The sequence below is a fragment of the Paraburkholderia sediminicola genome, assembly GCF_046026855.1.
Lineage (GTDB): Bacteria > Pseudomonadota > Gammaproteobacteria > Burkholderiales > Burkholderiaceae > Paraburkholderia > Paraburkholderia sediminicola_A.
In genome coordinates this window covers 37,639-59,272 of sequence record NZ_JAQQET010000043.1, presented here as the reverse complement: position 1 = coordinate 59,272, position 21,634 = coordinate 37,639, and the positions used below count along the sequence as shown (strand labels likewise).

The 21,634-nt window shown below is 62.9% G+C and carries 15 protein-coding genes; 4 read left to right on the top strand and 11 right to left on the bottom strand.

Annotated features, from left to right (window positions below):
* Positions 1–12: 12 nt before the first annotated feature.
* Positions 13–1,455: a nicotinate phosphoribosyltransferase gene (locus tag PQR40_RS34210; RefSeq protein WP_408510788.1), complete on the bottom strand. Its 1,443-nt coding sequence runs from the start codon at positions 1,453–1,455 to the stop codon at positions 13–15.
* Positions 1,456–1,758: 303 nt separating this feature from the next.
* A complete protein-coding gene (locus tag PQR40_RS34205) occupies positions 1,759–2,046 on the bottom strand; it encodes a hypothetical protein (RefSeq protein WP_408239830.1) in 288 nt (95 codons plus the stop codon).
* Between the two features lie 1,232 nt (positions 2,047–3,278).
* Here PQR40_RS34205 and PQR40_RS34200 point away from each other — a divergent pair.
* The 3 genes from PQR40_RS34200 (at position 3,279) to PQR40_RS34190 (ending at position 8,258) form a co-directional block, all read left to right on the top strand.
* Positions 3,279–4,718: a sigma 54-interacting transcriptional regulator gene (locus tag PQR40_RS34200; RefSeq protein WP_408239827.1), complete on the top strand. Its 1,440-nt coding sequence runs from the start codon at positions 3,279–3,281 to the stop codon at positions 4,716–4,718.
* A gap of 238 nt (positions 4,719–4,956) precedes the next feature.
* Complete coding sequence (locus PQR40_RS34195; RefSeq protein WP_408510787.1) at positions 4,957–5,307, top strand: NIPSNAP family protein; 351 nt, start codon at positions 4,957–4,959, stop codon at positions 5,305–5,307.
* Between the two features lie 302 nt (positions 5,308–5,609).
* Entirely contained in the window at positions 5,610–8,258 is a 2,649-nt protein-coding gene (locus PQR40_RS34190; RefSeq protein WP_408510786.1) for a mechanosensitive ion channel family protein, read from the top strand.
* Between the two features lie 181 nt (positions 8,259–8,439).
* On the opposite strand, the gene PQR40_RS34185 is transcribed toward PQR40_RS34190, so the two are convergent.
* From PQR40_RS34185 to PQR40_RS34150, 8 genes are all read right to left on the bottom strand, one after another.
* Positions 8,440–10,728 (bottom strand): ATP-dependent DNA helicase, encoded by a 2,289-nt coding sequence (locus PQR40_RS34185; protein ID WP_408510785.1) that lies wholly within the window; start codon positions 10,726–10,728, stop codon positions 8,440–8,442.
* Positions 10,725–12,647, bottom strand: a complete 1,923-nt coding sequence (locus tag PQR40_RS34180; RefSeq protein WP_408510784.1) for a VRR-NUC domain-containing protein — start codon at positions 12,645–12,647, stop codon at positions 10,725–10,727. The genes PQR40_RS34185 and PQR40_RS34180 overlap by 4 nt, the downstream gene beginning before the upstream one ends.
* Positions 12,648–12,670: 23 nt before the next feature.
* Positions 12,671–12,889 carry a hypothetical protein gene (locus tag PQR40_RS34175; RefSeq protein ID WP_408510783.1) on the bottom strand — a complete coding sequence of 73 codons (219 nt, stop codon included), beginning with the start codon at positions 12,887–12,889 and terminating at the stop codon, positions 12,671–12,673.
* Between the two features lie 298 nt (positions 12,890–13,187).
* The gene (locus tag PQR40_RS34170; protein ID WP_408510782.1) at positions 13,188–14,507 is read right to left on the bottom strand and encodes a c-type cytochrome; all 1,320 of its coding nucleotides are present in this window, start codon (positions 14,505–14,507) and stop codon (positions 13,188–13,190) included.
* A 2-nt stretch (positions 14,508–14,509) separates the two neighbouring features.
* Positions 14,510–16,282, bottom strand: coding sequence for a GMC family oxidoreductase (locus PQR40_RS34165; RefSeq protein WP_408510781.1), 1,773 nt, complete (start codon positions 16,280–16,282; stop codon positions 14,510–14,512).
* Between the two features lie 153 nt (positions 16,283–16,435).
* Positions 16,436–17,140 carry a gluconate 2-dehydrogenase subunit 3 family protein gene (locus PQR40_RS34160; protein ID WP_408510780.1) on the bottom strand — a complete coding sequence of 235 codons (705 nt, stop codon included), beginning with the start codon at positions 17,138–17,140 and terminating at the stop codon, positions 16,436–16,438.
* Between the two features lie 314 nt (positions 17,141–17,454).
* Entirely contained in the window at positions 17,455–18,654 is a 1,200-nt protein-coding gene (locus tag PQR40_RS34155; protein ID WP_408510779.1) for a pyridoxal phosphate-dependent aminotransferase, read from the bottom strand.
* A gap of 137 nt (positions 18,655–18,791) precedes the next feature.
* The gene (locus PQR40_RS34150) at positions 18,792–20,267 is read right to left on the bottom strand and encodes an RNA polymerase factor sigma-54 (protein WP_408510778.1); all 1,476 of its coding nucleotides are present in this window, start codon (positions 20,265–20,267) and stop codon (positions 18,792–18,794) included.
* A 356-nt stretch (positions 20,268–20,623) separates the two neighbouring features.
* Between PQR40_RS34150 and PQR40_RS34145 the strand changes: the two genes are divergently transcribed.
* Positions 20,624–20,962: a BON domain-containing protein gene (locus PQR40_RS34145; RefSeq protein ID WP_325042715.1), complete on the top strand. Its 339-nt coding sequence runs from the start codon at positions 20,624–20,626 to the stop codon at positions 20,960–20,962.
* A 96-nt stretch (positions 20,963–21,058) separates the two neighbouring features.
* On the opposite strand, the gene PQR40_RS34140 is transcribed toward PQR40_RS34145, so the two are convergent.
* Positions 21,059–21,511, bottom strand: a complete 453-nt coding sequence (locus PQR40_RS34140; protein ID WP_408336413.1) for a PA2169 family four-helix-bundle protein — start codon at positions 21,509–21,511, stop codon at positions 21,059–21,061.
* Between the last annotated feature and the right edge of the window lie 123 nt (positions 21,512–21,634).

Genomic DNA, 21,634 nt, shown 5'->3' with positions numbered 1-21,634 from the left:
CCGAACACCCGGCTAACGCTCACCCGCGTGAGCCCACTTCCTGACTTCAGAAAACGCAACATCGACCAGCAGTTTGCCGGAATCGAAAACAGTGATGAGCGCTTCGTCCCAATCCTCTTCGGCGGTACGGTCATCCCACACCACCGGCAGCGTCACCGTCCGATACTCGCCTGTGTGACGGTTCACCAGCAAGGTAAGCCGCCCTTTCATCGACCGCTTGCCGGCATCCGTGACCGGATCCTTGTGTACGTCGTGCCAATCATCGCCAAGCCGGATGGCCGAACACTTCATGGCGAACCGCTGCGTATCGCGGTTGATCTGCTGCAGCAACGCACCGCCCATGCCGAACACGATGTTGTCCGCTGCGAAGCCGGCCTCATCCATGCCCGCCAGGATCGCCTCGATCGAATCCGGATTCACGCCGTCGCCCTGAATCACGCGGACGTGATTGAGCACGCGCCGCCCCTTGCCGTTTACTGTCGAACCGAACGATGCCCCGAGCGCCCGCATGGTCTGCAGGACAATCGTCAGCGGATCCCCTGAATCAGGGCGGATCACCAGCGTGCCGCCGGAATCGAGCACCGCCTGCTTCAGCTCCGTGCCCCATACCTGGAGCGCGGCGAACAGGTCGTAGGAATCGGACACCACCGAAACGATCGCCCCCGGCTTGCCGAACTTCGCGATCATGTTGCGGAAGGCATCCGTTTCACGCTCGCGCCCCCATGACGTGATCGTGCTGTGTTCAGCTGCCGGCACCGAAAACGCGGCCATCGGTTCGTTGTAGAAATGATTCGCGGCAACGACGCCGAGCACCGTATCCGAACCCATGAAACTGACGAGATGCGCCGCGCCGCCAATCGCCGCCGACTCCGCACTCGACACGCCGCGCGCGCCGAAATCGTGCAGCTTGAACGGCAGTTGCGTGAGGTCGTCGCTGCTTTTCTGCAGATAGGCACGAATGGTCTTGCGCAGATGCCAGCTTTGCGTTGCGACCGTAATCGGATACCACACGCGTAGCAGCATGGTTTCCAGATACGAGGCCAGCCAGAACACCTGAGGATCGTCGCATTCGACGGTGACCAGAACGTTGTGCGTGGGCACCACCGAGCCTTCCGGCACGGCGCGAATCCGCACGGGCAGATAGCCGTTATGGTGCTCGACAATGTAGCGCCAGCCGGCTTCGTTGAATGGCTCGCCATGCGTCGTGAAGAACGCCTTTGCCTGCCCGATCATCTCCGCGGTGATGGGGCGGCACAGATACTCCTTGAGCAGCATCTGAAGGCCGAAGAACAGCGTGCGGTCATAGCGTCCGCCACGCGACTCGATGTATGAAAACATCGCCGTCGCTTCGGGTGGATATTGCAGGTAGTGCGATGCCTTATACGAATCCGTGTTGAGGATCGGATTGGACAGGATCGACGCCATGTCGTTGAACGGGTTTATATCGTTTTGCATGGATGATGCTGGGCTCGTGCGGCTCTCTTAAGGGTAATCGGGTGGGCTGGGGTCTTGCCGCCTGCGCCGCTGGCAAAACTACACCATACACCGGCAAAACATGCCCGGCATGACCCGAAACCACACCTTACCCCGCCAGGCACGATACTGCTCGACACAGGACAGGCGTCGCGCCTCCCGCACAATGCGCCCAACCTGCAACGCAAACGGGTATCCGCAAACAACCAGTTTCTGAATCCCGACGTTTACCGGCATTCGGCCGCGCTGCGAACAGGCGGCCGTGCCCCTCTCAACGGTCGACGTTCAGGAATATTCGTCGGGATCGGATGAGTAGATGTCCATACCGCGATCGTGCTCCGGTTCAGGCGAAACCGGGATTTCAAACACGGCGTCGCGCAACACCTCGCGCTGAATCTCGGGCTGAGCCTTACGTTTCATCGCTTCGGCGATCACCAGCGTAAGCAGATCGGCTGACGGCGCGGCGAACAATGTACGCTGCCGTGCAAAGTGACGCCGATAGCAGAGACCGGCGCCGTGCGCCGTGGTGTCGTAGTCGAGCCGCGCTGCGGCCGGCTTGCTGATCGTTTTCATGACAACCCCCGAATGATCGGTCATTTCAAGGCCGTATCCAGGTAAGCCATGCCCGCGCTAATACACGGGCACAGCACCCGGTTCACCTCGTAGCGTGTGCCTCTCTATGGAGACTAAGGCCGTTTCCCCGCTTCTTCGCGCCGGCCGGTCCTGACCGTACGCTGCCCTTCCCTGTTCTGTGCGTCGCGCGCTCGCGAATTGCTCGAGTGCGGTACCTGTCGCTATTGGCCATCAATGACGGCCATCTACTTCGAGTCCGTCCAGTTTGACGGAAAAAGTGGCGTAGTCAGCGCTTCACGTTGTCCGGTGACGAATGACCGATACGTCGTATCGATCATTCACCCCGTTTTTTTTGACATCCGTTTTTCAGTGGCCCCGCCGCACCCTCGTAAGACACATTGGCTTCCCCGGCCGCGCTTACGAAGACTATGTTTGCCACCGGGTTCCGGCTGCTGTTTCCCCGGCTTTCAGGAACCAGGCGGCAATGCATTCGCTTGTGAGTCTCCTATTGCAATGGCTGTGCCATGCGCCTTCAATCCCTTGCCGCAGCGTGATTTTTGCCGCAAAACACCGCGCCGGACCCTGCCTGATGGCACACGTTGATTCGAATTCGAGACGCGGTTGGTTCACCTTCCAACGCGTCAAGGAAGGATCTACCTGCTTGCATACCCGGCTGCACCCTTCACCGGGCCGCGTCCGGCCGTGCTTTGCGGCATGCCCCGGTCAAATGTGCCGATGCTTCGGGCCACGAAACAGCGCTGGAGACCGGGTGCCAAAGATGTCGCAAGCTTGAGACACGTCGACTCGACGGCACGATATCCGTCGCACACCTACAGCAATGTGATTTGCGACGTTGTGTGGCACACCGCGCATAGCCGGGCTTGACCGGCTATTTTTGAACCGCAAGCCAACACGTGGCGACGCGAAAAACGTTTCTGAATCCATATTTGTTTGTATGGCGCTCGAAAGCACTTTCGCTTATGGTTAAGCCATGCGCCACGTAGAGCGCTTGTGTCAGGCCACCAAGGCAAGAAACGGTTTTTATGATGCGGGGATGAAATAGTCCGGCGGTTTCAGCGTTGAGCGCTGTTCTGCCGCCGGTCCGATGTGTAATACCTCGCGGCTCACGCCGCCACTCCATGCCCCCGCCACTGCAGTTACCGTGAGTTTGTCCTTACCGGTTTGTCCAGTTCGAAAAGCAGTTCTGAGAGCAGCAACGATCCGGGGGTTACATGAATACGACTTGCACGCCTGTCGACACCGAACGCACGGTTCTGTACGTATCGAACTCGCCCGATCAGGATCTCGCCAGCTTTCTCGCAGCATCGGGCTGGCAAGCGGTGCACGCCCGAAGCACGGCAATTGCCGAACGCATGATCGAGCGTGACAATATCAAGGTCGGCCTCGTCGAATTGCCCGGTGACTGCACGTCCCAACATCTGTCCGTCCTCGCCTCCTGCATGCGGCGCGTCGAAACCAATTGGGTCGCGCAGATCGCGCCAGGCCAGGCGGAAAACGAACTGGTCAGCCGTTTTATCCTCGACTATTGCTTCGATTTCGTTACCCGGCCGTGGCTGAACGAGCGGCTCGTGTTCGCGCTCGGCCACGCGCACGGGCTGTCGAGCCTGCGGCACGCGCCGGTCGCCCCGGCGCCGTCGCTCGGCCGGCACGGTATGGTCGGGCAATGCGAGGCGATGCAGCAGTTGTACCGTCGCATCGACAAATGCAGCGTGACCGATGCCCCCGTGTTCGTCGCCGGCGAATCGGGCACCGGCAAGGAACTGACCGCCCGTGCGATTCACGAGCGCTCGCCGCGCGCAGGCCTGGCGTTCGTCGCGATCAATTGCGCGGCTATTCCACCCAGCCTGCTGCAAGCCGAATTGTTCGGCCACGAGCGCGGCGCCTTTACCGGCGCATTGCAGCGCAAGATCGGCCGGATCGAAAGCGCGAACGAGGGCACCCTGTTCCTGGATGAAATCGGCGATATGCCGCATGAATGCCAGGCGGTCCTGTTGCGCTTTCTGCAGGAAGGCACCATTGAACGGCTCGGTGGCAATGGGTCGATCAAGGTCGACGCACGGGTGATTTCGGCGACCCACGTCGACCTGGACAAAGCCGTCGAAGATGGCCGCTTCCGCTCCGACCTGTATCACCGCCTGTGCGTGCTGCGGCTCGTCGAGCCGCCGTTGCGCGAGCGCGGCGGCGACATCAAGCTGCTCGCCAACTACGCGCTCAGCATGTACCGGCAGGACGGTGCGCGTAAATTGCGCGGGCTGTCGAGCGATGCGATCGTCGCCATGTCGAACTATCCGTGGCCGGGCAACGTGCGCGAGCTGATCAACTGCGTACGCCGTGCCGTGGTCATGAGCGAAGGTCGTTTTATCACGGCAAGCGACCTCGGCTTGCCGGAAACCGACAACGGGCCGGCCGTGACCCTGGCGGAGATCCGCAGCAAGGCCGAGAAGGACGCGATCGAACACGCGTTGCAGCGGCACGGCTACAAATTGTCCGAGGCCGCGGCCGAACTCGGCATTTCGCGGGCAACGCTGTATCGCCTGATGCATACGAACCGGCTGCATCAGGAGCCGGCGGCCGGGCGCGCCTCGAACACGAACGGCGGCGGCGCGGATGCGGACGACGAGGCGGAGCGGCACGCGCCATCGCTGGTTTGATCGCCCAAGCCACCTAGGCGGGTAAACCTCCGCGAAGCCGCACCGATTGCCGCGCTCCGGAGGGCCGGCCGTCGTAACCGCTGATCGAATCCCTTTGACGATCCGCTCGCAATGCTCGCCATGGCGCAGTCACGCGGTCTCATCCACAGTTCATCAAGCACTGAAACGTCGCGATCAACCTGCCGCCATACTGGTGCTCAGGTCCTCGGACCATCCTTATCCGACTGGGAGCTCGCACATGACGATTACCTGCTTTATCCGTTACCAGATCGACCCCTTCCAACGCGAGGCCTTTGACGACTACGCCCGCAACTGGGGCCGCATTATTCCCCGCTGCGGCGGTCATCTGATTGGCTACTTTCTGCCCCACGAAGGGACCAACGACATCGCGTGGGGCTTGATCGCGTTCGACAGCCTCGCCGCGTATGAAACATACCGGGCACGGCTGCGAACCGATCCCGAAGCGCGGGAAAATTTCAGTTTCGCGCAGACCAGGCGCTTCATTCTGCGCGAGGAGCGCACCTTCGCCGAGGTCGTCGAAGGCACACTTGGATTACCCGCGATGGGCGGGATGGAAGCGACGGAATAGGCATCATCGGACTGGGTGCCCTGGTGGCCGGGCGTCCCCACGCTTTCGCTTTTGACGACGCAGCCCCTGTGGCTGCGCCCGCGTCGCGGCTGAAGTACCACCGGGGGTGCCCCCGTCAGGCAAGCTTTCTGCTGCCAGACGTTACAATTCAAACCGGCTGGCCGAACTCTCGTGTGACCACCGCAAGCCGCCGCCGATGGAACTTGTACGACCCAACCCGTGTCGGTTCAGGGTCACGTCGCCGAACCGATCCACGCGTCCCGGCACCGTCGTCCGCACCTGGTACCCCCGCCTTACACCCTATGCGCAAAATATTTCACGCCTGGTTTGTCATTTTTCTCCTGCTAGGCGCCTCGCCGGCCTTTGCCGCCGCGGCGCAACCCGCCGCCGCATCCGCGGCATCCGGCGCCGCGCTCACCCTGACGCCCGAGCAGGCCCGCCAGGCCCTCAGCGTCCTCAATGATCCCAAGCGCCGCGCGCAAGTCAGCGACACGCTCCAGGCGATTGCCGCAGCGGGCGCACTCAGCGCACCGCCTGTCCCGGCGGCTGCAGCCGCTTCGGCGCCCTCCGCGGCCAGCAGTGCCGCCGCGCTCGTTCCGGCGGCGTTCAAGTCCAATGGCCTCGCCTCGCAACTGGCGCGTCAGGGCGCGCATTGGGCCGTGCACCTTGGCTCGTCATTGCGCAGTTCGGCCGCCGCGCTGCTCGACGTAGCGTCGGTGCGCGCCTGGTGGCATTGGCAATCGACCAACCCGCAAGCGCGCAGCGTGCTCGGCCAGGTCGTCTGGTCGCTGCTGGCGGCGCTGCTGCCCGCGCTGGGGCTCGAATGGCTCGCGCGCCGTCTGTTGCGCCGCGCGTACACGGCCCTCGCCGCGCGCCGCGAACGTGGCGATGAAGACAGCGCGCCGCGAGCCGACCTGCCCGTCGACGTCCTGCCGCAACAGGCCGATGCGCCGAATGCCGCACCGCCGCTGCCCGTTGCTCCCGATGCGTCGGTGCAGACAGCGAAGCCGCCTGGCACCTCATCGCCCACGCCCGCCACAGGCCAGGCCACCGAAGCCAAGGGCAAGCAGAAAGCCGTGCATCACTGGACGCTCCTGCAGCGTCTGCCGCGCGCGCTGCTAACGATGGTGCTGCGCCTGTTGCCGCTCGTCGTGTTCGTCGGCGCGGCGAGCGCGCTGATGTCGATCTTCACTGAAGATGGCACGCCGCAGGACCGTGCGCTCGATTCACTGATTGATATCTACGTGCTGTGCCGCGTGATCGTGATCGTCAGCGGCTTCTTTCTGCAGCCCACCGCACCGCGCCTGCGCCTGCTGCGCATGAGCGATGCATGGGCCGTTTTCGTGCAGCGCTGGATTGTGCGGATCGTCGCCGTGGTCGGCGCCGGCTCGGCGATCGCGGAGATCGCGCAGTCGCTCGGTTTGAACGACGCGGCGCATCTCGCGCTGATGAAGGTGGTCGCGCTCGCGGGCCACATCATGATCTCGATCCTGATCCTGCGATGCGCGAAACCGGTCGGCGAATTGATCCGCACGCGCTTCGCCGCGCGCGAGTCGCTGCAAATGTTCGGCAATGCACTCGCCGACGCATGGGCATGGTTCGCGGCGTTCATCGTGATGGCGCTATGGTTCATCTGGGCACTCGACGTGCAGAACGGCTATCACACCCTGCTGCATCTCGGCGGCATTACGCTGGCGATCCTGGTGGGCGCGCGGGTCGTCTCGATCGTGATTTTCGGTGCGCTGGCGCGGCTTTTCCACGTACAGGGTGACGCGGAGAAGTCGCTCGTGCACCAGCATGCCTACCGCTACTACCCGCTGTTACGGCGGGTCATCTCGTGGATCATCGGCATCGTCACCGCGCTCGCGCTGCTGCAGGTATGGGGCGTCGATGTAGGCGAGTTGTTCCGGGCCGGTTCGATCGGCCATCGGCTGGCTTCGGCGCTGGTCACGATCGGCGTCGCCGCCGTGATCGCGCTGCTGGTGTGGGAAAGCGTCAACGTGGCGGTCGAACGGCGGCTGGACCGCTGGACCACCAGCGGCGACCTGGTGCGCGCCGCGCGTCTGCGCACCCTCCTGCCGATGCTGCGCAGCGCGCTCTTCTGCGTAATTGCACTGGTGGTGGTGCTTACCGGCCTGAGCGAACTCGGCGTGAACATCGGGCCGCTGCTGGCGGGCGCGAGTATCTTCGGCGTGGCGCTCGGCTTCGGCTCGCAAAAGCTCGTGCAGGATTTCATCACCGGCATGTTCCTGTTGATGGAAAACGCCATGCAGGTCGGCGACTGGGTCACGCTCGCGGGCGTATCCGGCACGGTTGAATATCTGTCGATCCGCACCGTGCGCTTGCGCGGCAGCGACGGCTCGCTGTACACCGTGCCGTTCAGTTCGGTCTCGACCGTGAACAACACCAATCGCGGACTCGGCAATGCGGCGGTGAAGGTCAATATCGTGTTCGGCGCGGATGTCGATCTGGCCATCGCCACGCTGAAGGAAATTGGCGCCGCGCTGCGCGAGGACGAGAAGTTCAAGGACGGCATTCTGTCCGACTTCAGCTTCTGGGGTGTGGATGGCGTGGACGGCTCGGCGGTGACGCTGGCCGGCCAGATCCAATGCCGCGACACCGCGCGCTGGGGCGTGCAGCGCGAATTCAACCGGCGCATCCTCAACCAGTTCAGCGCGCGCGGCATCGACATCGCGAACCCGCAGCGGCATGTGCTGACGTGGGACCCGGAGAGCGTACCGGCCAAAGTCGAATCGAACGGCACACCGAATGATGGCCCCGAGGCCACACCGGGAGACAACCCGCGTTCACCGCCGCCCGCCGATGCCTCGCTGAAGGCGGCCGCCGGCAAAGCCGACGCGCCGGTTGAAGATCAACTGCCCGTCGACTCCAAGCCGGCCGGTGGCCCAGGAACGCCAGCAAATCCTGGTTCAACTTCCCCGCATGAGTGAAGTACAGGCCGTGGCCGGCGCCTTCGTAGACGTTCAATGAAGCGCCTTCGATCAGCGCCGCAGTCGGCCGCCCAGTGAGCTCGAGTGGTGCAGAGACGTCGTGGTCGCCATGCACGATCAGCGACGGCACCCGGACGCGGGCCAGCTCCGCGCCGCTTACCTCACCTGTTTATTGCCTCTGTTATTGCACCTGCCACCAGCGCGGCAACAACCGCTGCACTTCCGGGCGCCGGTAGCGGTCGTCGATCAGATGCACCACACCCTGGTCCTGCTCCGTGCGAATGACCCGGCCCGCAGCCTGCACGACCTTCTGCAAGCCCGGATACAGATACATGTAGTCGTAGCCGCTGCCGAACTTCGCGTCCATGGTGCGGCGCATCTGCTCGTTGACGTCGTTCATCTGCGGCAGACCGAGCGTCGCGATGAAGGCGCCGATCAGTTGCTGACCGACCAGATCGATGCCCTCGGAGAACGCGCCGCCTAACACCGCGAAGCCCACGCCCTGGTTCATGGTGCGAAAGCGTGCGAGGAACGCATCGCGCGCCGCCTCGTCCATGCCCTGTTCCTGCGCCCATACCGGCAGCGCCGGATGACGCTCGCGCATCAACGTCACGACCTGCTGCAGATACTCGAAGCTGCTCAGAAAGCCAAGATAATTGCCCGGTTGCGCGGCGTACTGCCTCGCGATCAGATCGGCGATGGGCACGAGCGAACGTTCGCGGTCACGCCAGCGCGTCGATACATTGCCCGCCACACGCACCTGCAACTGCTCGGCGCGGAACGGCCCTTCGACATCGAGCCAGGTCGTCTGCTCGGGCAGACCCAGCGTGTCGCGATAGAAATGATGCGGATTGAGCGTGCCGGAAAACATCACCGTGGTGCGCGCGGCAGCGTAGCGGCCCGCGAGGAACGGCGCCGGAATCACGTTGCGCACGCACAGCGTGGCGTTGCGCTTGTCGCGCGGCGCGTAACGGTCTGCGCTGAGCGTGATGTCGAAAATCGAATGCTCGCCGAATTGCTCCGCCAGCGCGACAAAATGCATGGCGTCGAAGAAAAACCGCAGCGACGCTTCTTCGATTGAAAGCGGTGCTTCGGCGAGTTGATCCGTCACCGCGCCGATCAGATTCTGTGCGGCCGAAAGCAGTTTGCCGGGCACGTCGGCATAGACCTGATACGAGTCGGTCTGTGCGCGCTTGACGGCGTTCCACTCGCGCTGAAGCCGTTCAAGCGGCTTCTTCAACGTCGCCGGCGCGGTTTTTCGGGCGAGCCGGAACGTCGACTGATCGAGCGACGCGCTGTACATGCGCCGAGCCCGGTCGAGCAGGTTATGCGCCTCGTCGACCAGCACGCCGACGCGCCATTGATTGATCTGCGTGAGCGCGTACAGCATCGCGCTGCTGTCGTAGTAGTAGTTGTAGTCGCCAACCACCACGTCGGACCAGCGCACCAGTTCCTGCGCGAGGTAATACGGGCAGACGTCGTGTTCGAGGGCCGCTTCGCGCACCGACGCCCGGTCGAGCCTCGGCCCGGCCAACGCCGCGCTGCGGGCCGCGTCGAGCCGGTCGTAGAAACCGCGCGCGAGCGGACAGGACTCACCGTTGCAGGCCTTGTCGGGATGCTCGCAGGCCTTGTCGCGCGCGACCAGTTCCAGCGTTCTGAGCGGCAATCGTTCCGGCAATCGTTCAACAGACGGCGCGGCGCTTTGATGAAGTGTTTCGATTGCATCGAGGGCAAGCGCGCGGCCCGGCGTTTTCGCGGTGAGGAAGAACACGCGATCGATCTGATCCGACGCGCACGCCTTGAGCAGCGGAAAAATGGTCGCCAGCGTCTTGCCAATTCCGGTGGGCGCCTGCGCCATCAACGGCTTGCCGTCACGCGCCGCGCGATACACCGACACGGCCAGTTCGCGCTGCCCACTGCGGAACTGGCCGTGCGGAAACTGCAAGGCGCTGAGCGCCGCATTGCGCGCGGCGCGATGTGCCTCTTCCTGCACGGCCCAATCGAGAAAGCACTCGCATTGCTCGACGAAGAAAATCTCCAGCTCACGCGCGGTGTGTGTTTCGGTCAGCAACGTTTCCTTCTGCGTGCCGATATCGAAATACACCAACGCAACTGTCAATTCGGCGAGCCCGCGGGCGCGACACAGCAGATGGCCGTACACCAGCGCCTGCGCCCAATGCAGGGTGCGGTGATTGGCGGGCATCCGTTCGAGCGCGCCACGATGGGTTTTGACTTCTTCCAGCCGGTTCGCCGCCCGGTCGTAGCCATCGGCCCGGCCACGCACGGTCAAACCGCGATGCGTGCTGGTCAGCGTGATCTCAGTCTCGTAACCGCCCGTGCGCCGCCCGGCGACCGTCACGTGGCCGGCCATGCCCTCCAGCGAGGTGGGCGCGGGCGTAAAGCGCAGATCCAGATCGCCGCGCCGCGCGGTGAATTCACACATCGCCCGCACGGCGACCACGTAGGTCACGGGGTGGCCTCTTTTACAGCCGCTGCGGTGACTTTTTCGGCGGTCTCTTTCGGAGCCGTTGTCGTGTCCGCTGTCGTGCCCGCTTTCGCGACCGCTGCCATCACCTCAGTTTCGATTTCTGTTGCCACTTCAGACACGCAGGCATCTTCATCCGCCCATCGCACATCGAGCACACGCACCGGCATGCCGTGCTGCGCGCAGTATGCGAGCCAACGGATCTGGTTGTCCTGCAAACGGTCGCCGGGGCCTTTTACTTCGATCAATTCATAACGGCGCTCGGCCGGCCAGAAACGGATCAGATCCGGCAGGCCTGAACGGTTGCCGCGGATGTCGCGCAGCAGACGCTCGAACCAAAGTTTCAGATGCGCGGCAGGCAGGCAATCGAGTGCCAGGACGATGAGTTCCGGGGTCAGCACGCCCCAGAACACGAACGGCGATTGCAGACCGTCCTTGCTTTGCAAATGCCGCAGAATCGTCTCGCGATAGGCGCCGCTGTCGAGTTGCGCAAGACATGCGGCGAATTGTTCGGCACGCCGCGCATGAAAATCTGGCGCATGCAGATCGGCCGGCCCGTGCTGGAACGGATGGAAAAACGCGCCGGGCAGCGCCGCGAACACCGGCTCCCAGCACAGCAAGCCGAACAGCGAGTTGATCAGCGCGTTTTCGACGTAGTGAACCGGCGCTGAGTCGCAAGTCAAATGGTCGCGGACGACGTATTCGACTGAGTGCGGCGCCTCAGGCCGCGGCAACACCAGTGTGCTGCGCGCGACCGGCCGTGCGGCGGGCACACGTGCCACCGGCTCGCCACGCTTGCGCTGCAAACGCGGCAACATGCGGGCGACGCGCTGCGCTTCTTCCTCACTTTCAGGCGTGGCAGCGGCTTGCGAAGCGAGGGCGAAAGCTTCGTCGAATCGTTCGCTGCGCTCCAGCACACGCAAGCGCCGATGGCGCGCGCCGGGCCACGCGCAACGCTCGTAGACGGCGAGCGCAGCCGGCCAGTTCTGTTGACGCTCGCCATGCTGACCAATACGAAACAGCAGTTTCGCGCGACGCGTTTCGAGCCAGGGGTTCGAGATTTCGATTGCAGCGATCACGGCTACGAGCGCGTCGATCGCCTCAGCTTCCGCGTCTGAGTCTCCTGTGGGCAACCAGTCGAGCGCGTCGCGGCACGCATGCAACGCAAGGTAGACATCGACGTCCACGCGCTGCTGAAACGCGCGCGACGACGGAGCGAATGCGACCTTCTCGTACTGGAACACGCCGAGATCGGCAAGCACGAACTCTGACCAGTCCTGCTGCAGATTGCCGAAGAACATCAGCCGCAGACGCTCGCAAAGCGGCGCGATGGCGACGTGAAAGACGCGGTCGGTGGTTTGGCTGTGCCATGTGGACAACGGATGCGCAAGGGGACCTTGTTCGTCGCCCTCACCCTCACCCTCACCCTCACCTTCCCGTTCACGTTCACGTTCACGTTCACGTTCACGTTCGTAAAACGGCCGCAGCGTTTCCAGCAGATCCGGTTTGCGCAAGCCCTTCGCGCCGGGGATCAAAGCGACGGCGTCCGCAAAGATCAGCAGCAATTCGGGACGCGTGGTGAGCGCGAACAGATCGTCAAGCGTCAGAGCCGGCTCGGCATCGACCCAGCCGAGTGCCGCCAGAGGCGCAACTGCCACAAAGGGGCAACCAATCTCGTCATAAGAAAGACGGCTGGCACGGAACAGCGTGCCTTTGCGCATCAGCATGCGAACCAGCAAGGCGCGCGACGGTTGCGGCAAAGCGGCGAAATCGCGCAGGAAGCCGTGCTCGTGCGCGTCCAGCAGATCGTCGTAACGCTCGGCGAGCCAGGCCAGCGCACGCTCGAAGTTCAGCAGGTAATAGGGGGCATCAGCGCGGAGGTCTGACGGAGCATCTGTCGCCACGGGTTATCACGAAACCTGTATGTTTATACAGTGATGATATCAAAGTTCGTGGCTAAATCGGCCGGCGATGTGGCGGTTTCCGTGCTGGCGGATGCAGCGGATGAGCCATCCAGTTCGGCCGCCGCGCACATCTGGCTGAACGTGGCGACGATGGCGAGGAGCAAGGCCATCGCCAACATAGCGGCCGCCATGGATCCAGCCACCAGTGATTGGCGCAACGAAAGGTAGAAGCGAAGGCCCATGTGCGTGGTTCCCGGCTGCGAGTCGATTTACGTCGATATCCGATTGTCCAGATTAAGACGAACTCGGCGACCGATTCTTGACGCAAGCATCGACTACGTCAACCGAAAACTGGCTGCAACGCGCGCCTCTCCCACGCCGCATCGTTTCATTGGGGGAAACGAAAACAAACCGAAATGTTAAAGAAGCCGGCGCCGGTCAAGGACCCATTTGGAGGCGCCGCATCACACCTGAGCGCACGGTTTCGCGAAGTACGCTCCCAACCCTTACTACCTTGTCGTATAACCCGCGTTGGAAAAATTAGTGAGCCGACGCGGTAGCGGTCATCGTCACAACCGGCCGGGCACCGAGCGACGCTCGCGCCTTGCCGGCCTGTTCCGCCGTAACAGCGTCCGCCGCATTGCCCCAGCTATTGCGCACATAAGTCGCCACCGCCGCGACCTCAGCATCGGACAGCTTCCAGCTGAAGTTGGGCATCGCCGCCCCAGTCGGGTTGCTTTCGGTCACCGCCCCACGGCTGCCGATCAGGATCGTCCGCAACAGGTTCGCAGGGTTAGGCTGCTGTACGCCCGCGCTTGCACTCAGCGACGACACCATCGCCGGCACGCCCGTGCCGTTCGATCGATGGCAAGCCGCACAGTTGTTCAGGAACACCTGATGCCCCAGACGCATCGACTCACCGCCGGCGTCGAGCGCTGCAGGCGCAGCCTTATCCGAGCCCGGGAAGCTCTTCAGATACACGCCGATCGCCCGCAAATCCGCCTGCGTCAAATACTGCGTCGAATTGGTAACGGCCTCGGCCATCGGCCCCGACGCCACCGAGCGATCATTGCCGCCGCTCTTCAGATAGGCCGCGATATCGTCAACCGACCAGCCACCCAGCCCCATATGCGCATTGCTGGTGATCTCCGGGGCATACCAGCCTTGCAATTCACCGCCCTGCAACGCAGCACCGTCGCCGCCCAGGAAGTTCTTCGGCGTATGGCAGGACGCGCAATGCCCGAGCCCTTGCACCAGATACGCACCGCGATTCCACTCGACCGATTGCTTCGGATCGGCCTTGAACGGGGTTTTGTCGAAGAACAGCAGATTCCAGCCAAACATCAGCAAACGGATGTTGAACGGAAACGGCAACTGGTTGGCGTCGACCTTGTTGCTCACCGCGGGCACCGTGTCCAGATAGGCCTTGATGTCACGCAGATCCTGATCGCTCACCTTCGCGTACGCGGTGTATGGCATCGCCGGATAGAGATATTCGCCGTGCTTGCCGACACCCTGCTTCACTGCGCGGATGAACTCGGCCTCGCTCCAGTCGCCGATACCGGTTTGCTTGTCCGGCGTGATATTGCTGGCGACGATCTTGCCGAACGGTGTGTCGATCGCGAGGCCACCTGCGAACGGCTGGCCGCCCTGGGCTGTGTGACACGCAATACAGTCGCCGGTACGCGCCAGATAGCGGCCGCGCTCGACCGCCTCGGCAGCCGGGCCAGCGGCCGCCGCAACGCCATGCACCGCCTGCGCCGGCGCATCCTGGGCCGCCGCGCGATGCTGCACGCCGATCCACGCGGCCGCGCTCGCACAGGCAAGCGCCACGATCCCCAACAAAGATTTGGTGCGCATGCTCAGGTCCTCACCAGCGGGCCAGGTGACTTCAGGTACTGCGTTCTGATCGCCTCGGCGGCCCACAGCGTGAGCGCGGCGACGGTGCCGGTCGGGTTGTAGCCGCCGTTGTTGGCGAATGCCGATGCGCCGACCACGAAGGTGTTGTGCACGTCCCAGCTCTGCAAGTAGCGGTTCAACGCGCTCGTCTTCGGATCGTCGCCCATCACGGCGCCGCCGGTGGTGTGCGAGGACAGATTGTCCATCGGTGAAAACGGCTTCGCGGTGGGCTCGGAGCGCACCACGGTTTTCGCGCCCATCGCATGACCGATTTCCTCGGAGCGATCAGCCATGAATTTCGCCGAGCGCTTGTCGTTCTCGTTCCAGTCGAAGGTCACGCGCAGCAGCGGCCGGCCGAAGCGGTCCTTGTAGGTCGGATCGAGATCGAGGAAGACGTCGCGATGTGGGTAGCTGTTACCCATGCAATAAATCGAGTTGTAGTTCTGATAACTCTCTTTGTAGGCCTTCTTCCAGGCGCTGCCCCAGCGCGGCGTGCCGGGCGGCACGCCATTGGCGAGACCGATCGGGCGGCCGTTGGTGGAATGCACGAGCGCTACGCCACCGCCGATGAAATCGTGGTTGCTGTGATCGAAGTTGTCGCCGTTGAAGTCATCCACGGCTTGCGCGAGCGCGCCCGCGCCGATGAACGGATTCAGCCGCTGACCTTCGAAGAAAATCGATGCGCCCGCAATCGTCTGATACGCGTAATTGCGCCCCACCACCCCTTCGCCGCGCGCATGATCGTAGGGCTGGCCGATGCCCGAAAGCAGCATCAGGCGTACGTTGTCCATCTGATACGCGGCGATCACGACGATGTCCGCCGGCTGCTCCCACTCGTTGTTGTTCTCGTCGACGAAGGTCACACCCGTGGCGGTTTTCCTGTCGTCGGCCAGATTCACGCGCAGCACTTCCGCCTGCGGGATGACGCTGAAGTTCTTACGCTGCATCAGCGCCGGCATGATGCACGCCTGCGGACTGCTCTTCGACCAGTTGCCACAGCCGAAGAACTCGCAATATCCGCAGTACGTGCACGGCGCCATATGCACGCCGAGCGGATTCACGTACGCACCCGAGGTGTTGCCCGCAGGCACCGCGAACGGATGCAGGCCGAGATCGCGGGTGGCCTTGTCGAACATCATGGCGACTTGCGTGCGTTCTAGCGGCGGCAGCGGATAGTCGCGCGAACGCGGACCCTCAAATGGATTGCCGCCCGGCTGAAGCTTGCCCTGAATGTTGCCCGCGCGGCCCGAGGTGCCGGCGAGCCGTTCGAACTTGTCGTAATACGCCTCCAGGTCGCCATAGGTCACCCCCCAGTCCTGCACGGTCAAACCGTCGAGCAGTTTGTTCGCGCCATAGCGTTCGATCGTATGGCTCTTCGTGATGAAGTCGGTGGGCAGAAAGCGCCACGTCATGCCGTTCCAGTGCGTGCCCGCGCCGCCCACGCCAATACCGAACTGGTAGGTGTTCCAGTCGCGCAGCGGCAGCGCGGTTTGCTCGACGGTATTGCGAAACGTGAGCGTTTCGATTGCCGGCGGCTGCATCAGCGAGCGGCGTGTCGCGAAACGCAGTTCATCGGTGTCGATGGTGGTCGGGAAGTCGCTTGACGTGTCGCGCCACTCGCCACGTTCGATCACCACCACGTTCAGGCCCGCCTGGGTCAATTCGTTGGCCATCAGCGAACCTGACCAGCCGAGTCCGACGATGACCGCGTCCACTTTGGCGCGTTTCTGTGCCATCCAGATTCTCCAGGTTTCAATGATCAATGCGCGGGCGCGCGGTCTTGCCGTTCGCGCTCGCAAGGCACGGCGTGCGCCGTGCTGTGGGAACCACGCCGCCGGTTTGCGACGCGCTTGAGTATTGCCTTCTCGTGGGCGTTCTTCTGCCGCGAATCAGCTCTTGCTGCCTATCAGGCTGATTGGAATCACCTTGAGGTCTTCACCGCGCCGGCCGATCACGTCGCGAAAGTCGTACTGCGCGCCGGGAAAGCCGAGCATTTTCCAGCCCGCCATCTCCTTGTTGCCGCCGTAGACCGGATCGGCAAAGAAGCCTTCGCGGACGTTCTGCAGCATCATGTTGAAGAAGGCTGCGCCGTCGACGTTGTCGAACTTGAGCTGGCCGGCTTCGATCTGCTGAAGCAACGTGTCCTGCTGTGCGGCGTCAAGCGCGTGAAACGGCTTGCCTTGCGCGCTCTGACAATGCTGCGCGAGCGAGTTCAGGCCGGCGCGATAGCGCTCGGCCGGGGTCTGGCTGAACTGCGGCCCTTGCTGCGGGGTGCCGGGCGTGACCGGGCCGCTGCGGTATTGCGTCGTCGCGCGGCCGAAGTCGCCGCTCAATTGCCGGTCGATAAACACGGCGCAACCGGCTTCACGTCCACCGATGCTCAGTTCATCAGCGGGAATCAGACGATCGGCAATCGCCTCGACAGTTGATGCCTCGTCCGCGGTAAAGAAGGTCCAGCCGCCTGCCACGACCGGCTGCGGCAAGACCGCGGGGTCTTTGCTCCATGGCATGCCGCCAAAAATCACCTTCACTTTCGCGACTGCCACACCGGCGACCAGCATCAGCATCGACGAAAGGAATTTCCGTCTCGACATATCGAACTCCTTGGACAAACTCCGTTACGAACAACGGTGCGCGCCGTATTTTAACTAAATAGTTAGTATACTGCGAGCACACACGCATCCTCACACGTGAAATTCGCTCTTGCAATGGATGTGACAATGCCGCAGAAGCCGTGTGGCAAGGGCCTGACGGAGTCCGGATGTCCTGAGTAAATCAGACGCGCAGGTGAATTACAACCCTGATTTCAGGTGCCCATGCGTAATTGGACACCCGGGAGTGGGGCACCTCGCGCCGACTCGACGCCGGGCGCGGGGAATGCGTAAAGGCTCTGTTTGAGGCCGAAGCGCTAACCCGCCGGCAATGCCCGATCACGTACCGGCAATCCGCCGACGAACGCGGCAATCCGTTCGCACGCATCGATCAGGCTCGCTTCGTCGACCACGAAGCCCAGCCGCACGAAGCCATTCGCCGTCTCGCCGAATGCGCTGGCATCGAGCAGCGATACGCCTTGCGCGCGAAACAGCTGCCAGGTGAAATCAACGGTATCGAGGCCCGTTCCGCTAACGTCGACCATCATGAACATGCCGGCTTCCGGCAACAGGCAACGCAAACCCGGCACGCGGTGCAAGCGCTCGAACACGACGTCGCGGCGACGCCGGTATATCTCGCGCATCTCAGCGACGATCGGTGCCTTGTTCTGCAAGGCCGTTAATGCGGCCTGCTGGATGAAGCCCGGCAAGCCATAGAGCATGGCTAACGCGAGCCGACCCATATGCTCAATGAGTAGGGCGGGTCCAATCGCCCAGCCCACACGCCAACCCGCCATTGCATGCGATTTCGACAGACTGCCGAGCGTCACCGTGCGCTCCGCCATGCCGGGCAACGTCGCGATGCTCACGTGCTCGCGCTCGAATGTGAGATCCGCATAGACCTCGTCGGACAGCACCCATAGGTCGTGCTCGTTGGCAAGCCGCGCGATGCGCTCCAGGTCGGCACGTGGCATCACCACACCGGTCGGATTGCAGGGTGTGGCAAAGAAAATAGCCTGGGTGCGCGACGTGACAGCCGCTTCGAGCGCGTCGCAGTCGAGGTGAAACGCCCGTTCGGGATCGACCGGCACGGGCACGAGCGTGGCACCCGCAGCGCGCACGCAGGCCTCGTACGTGAGATACATCGGCTCAGGGACGATCACTTCGTCGCCTGCTTCCAGCAAACATAGCGACGTGGCGAACACGCCGTTCTGCGCACCCGCCGTCAGGATCACGTTAGCCGCGCTCGCGGCGCAGCCGGTGGTGCGCGTGTGTTCTTCGGCAATCGCCGCACGCAGCGGCTCACGCCCGGACACGGCGCTGTAATGCGTATCGCCACTGCGCAACGCCTCGATGGCGCGCTCGACGATCGGCGTGGGCGTTCCGAAGTCGGGGTCGCCGACGCTCAGCACGATCACGTCTTCGCCATTGGCGAGCGCCTGTTGCGCGACACGATGGATTTCCCACGCCGACGTGCGCTTGCCTTGCAAACGCTCGACCAGATTCGAGTACTTCATTGACTCACCCCGTTTCAACTTGAGCCGCCAATGTAATGGGGCGCGCGCGAAACGTCCAGATACGAAAAAGGGTCATGCGAGCACTCGGTCTCGCATGACCCTTCGGTAAAGCCTCGTTCAGATCGCGGTAAGCACGCTTAAACCTGGCGACGCAGCTCCGCCGGCGGCACTTTCATCAGATGGCGGTATTTCGCTACCGTGCGCCGTGCCACGAGCACGCCCTGATCCGCGAGCATCTTCGCGAGCGTGACATCAGACAGCGGATCGCGTGTGTTCTCCGCGGCGATCATTTCCTTGAGCAGTGCGCGCACGGCCGCAGCCGAACAGGTGCCGCCGCTTTCCGTGCCGAGTTCACGCGGGAAGAAATGCTTGAATTCGAAGATGCCGCGCGGCGTAGCCATATATTTGTTGCCGGTGGCTCGCGAAATGGTGGACTCATGCAGGCCGAGTTCTTCAGCCACATCGCGCAGCACCATCGGCTTGAGCGCGATTTCACCGTACTGGAAGAAGGCCTTCTGATGCGTGACGATGCATTCGGCCACGCGTTGAATCGTATCGAAGCGCTGCTGCGCATTGCGGATCAGCCAGCGCGCTTCCTGCAATTGTTGCGCGAGCGGCGAACGGCTTGTACCGGCGGACTGCGCGAACAACTCCGCATACATGCGATGGATGCGCGCGCGCGGCTGCACGGCCGGATTGATCGTCACGACCCATTTGTTGCGCGCCTGGCGCACGATCACGTCCGGCACGACGTAGTTGTCTTCGGTACGGCCGTAGCTGTTGCCCGGCTTCGGGTCGAGCTTGCGCACCAGCGCGCAGGCCACCCGCAGTTCCTCGGCGCTGCAGCCGATCTGCTTTTGCAGTTCGGCCTGTTCGCGGCGCGCGAGGCGTTCGAGATGATGGTCGACGATTTGCCGCGCCGCCTCGCGTCCCGGCGTGTCAGCAGGCAAAGCGTTGACTTGTAGCAACAGGCACTCGGACAGCGTGCGCGCACCGAGACCCGGACGATCGAGCGATTGCACGAGGCGCAGCGCCACCAGCAATTCTTCTTCGGTCAGCTCAGGTTCGAGGTCGACGCTATCTGCAAGCTCGGAGAGCTCCTGACGCAGATAGCCATCGTCATCGAGGGCTTCGACGATGAAGCGGGCCACTGCGCGATCACGATCGTCGAGTCGATACAAGCGTAGCGAGTCGTGCAACTGCTCGCGCAAGGTGGGTTGGGAGCGCGCCCATTCAGCGGGATCGCTGCCATCGGAGTCGCCGTTCTGGCGCGTCGAACTGCGGGTGCTGTAATCGCCCGAAAAGTCGCCGGGAATGTCGTCCTGCTCCGCGCTCTCCGTCGTGCCGCTGGCTTCAGCCGGCACCGGTTCAGCTTCGGCTGCGGCAACCGTGTCCGTGGCAGGCGCCGCACCGGCGTCATCGCCCGGTGAGGCGGTGGCTAGCGCGACGTCTTCCGTATCCGACGAGTCGTACTCGAGGAACGGATTGGTGTCGAGCGCGGTTCGCAGCTCCTGCTGGAACTCCAGAGACGACAACTGCAACAGACGCACTGATTGCTGCAGACGTGGCGTGAGTGCGAGAGACTGCCTTGTGCGTAGTTCAATTGAAGGCATTGTAGTGAGGTCCCGTTAATCGCTGAGAAATGGTTCGTGACCTCTACAGAGCAACTGTCATACCAGCTCGCCCAATGCACTGTTTTTTCTAAGTTTTGCTCTTTCAGGCCCGCCGATTGCGCAGCGGGCGAGCCCCATTTTTACAAGGACCCGGCAATTTCCGGTCGCACACCTTTCAGCCCGCCAGACAGCGCGCCGCACGCACCCACCTCTCTATTCTTCAGCCTGAATGCATGGGCCGTAACAGCTTTTCCGGTGCCGGGGACACCTGTACGTTGAGCCGGGCACACGACTTGCGGACAGATCGTCTTCAGGTAACAAGGCAGTATTTTTCATCAACACCCAAAGGAGAAACCATGAAGACCATCCAACTTTTGAAGACCGCGGGCAGCATCGCTTGTGTCGCATTCGCATTGAACGCTACGGCACAAACCAGCGCGTCGGCCCCGTCGGCAGCGTCCGAAACCATCGGCCAGCACGTCGATGACGGCACCATTACCACCAAGGCCAAGGCCGAACTGCTTAGCGCGAAGAACGTCAAGTCAACCCATATCCACGTGAAGACCCGCAAGGGCGTGGTGTGGCTCACGGGTTCAGTGCCGTCGGCTGACGACAAGGCCGCCGCCGGAGAAGTCGTGAAGGGTGTCGATGGCGTGTCGAGCGTCAAAAACCATCTGAAGGTCGCAGCGGAATAAGACCGGGCGATCCAAACCGGCGCTCCGGAGAGCGCCGGTTCACCGGAACGCCGGCCGCCGGAGCGCCGGCCGCCGGTTCGTTACGTTTGCCGCCAATTAACGTTTGGTCGCAGCGTACTGATCGCGCAGGTCACGCACGCGGTCATGGTTTTGCAGCACGCCTTGATACTGACGCTCAACGATAGCGCGCACATCCGCCGGTAATTCCTTTTCGAGCGCGTCGTGATAGCGCTTCTTCGCGACGTCCTCGCCCTTTTCGCATTCGGCCAGGATCTCGCGGTCGCTACGATCCGTCACAGCCGATTTCACGTCGACCCAACCACGATGCAGCGCACCGCTCACGCTGCCGCCCGTTTCGGGCTTGCCGCCCAAAGCTTGAACCGCGTCCTGCAATTCACGCGCACCACGCGTGCAGTCTTCGGCGCGCGTCAGAAACAAGGTTTTCAGTTGCGCGTCATGCGCGTCTTCTGCTGCTTTGCGAAAGCCCTTTTCGCCATCCTTCGACGTTTCGACCAGATCGTTCAGCACGGAAACAGCGTTCGTAGCCATTCAATACCTCCAGGGGTTTCGTTGATCGCGGAATCCGCTGCTACTTACTTCCACGTAGCAACGGGGTTCCTCTATCTATGCGCATGAGCCATGCCCGGCGCGCCGGCCGTCGATACCCTGTGT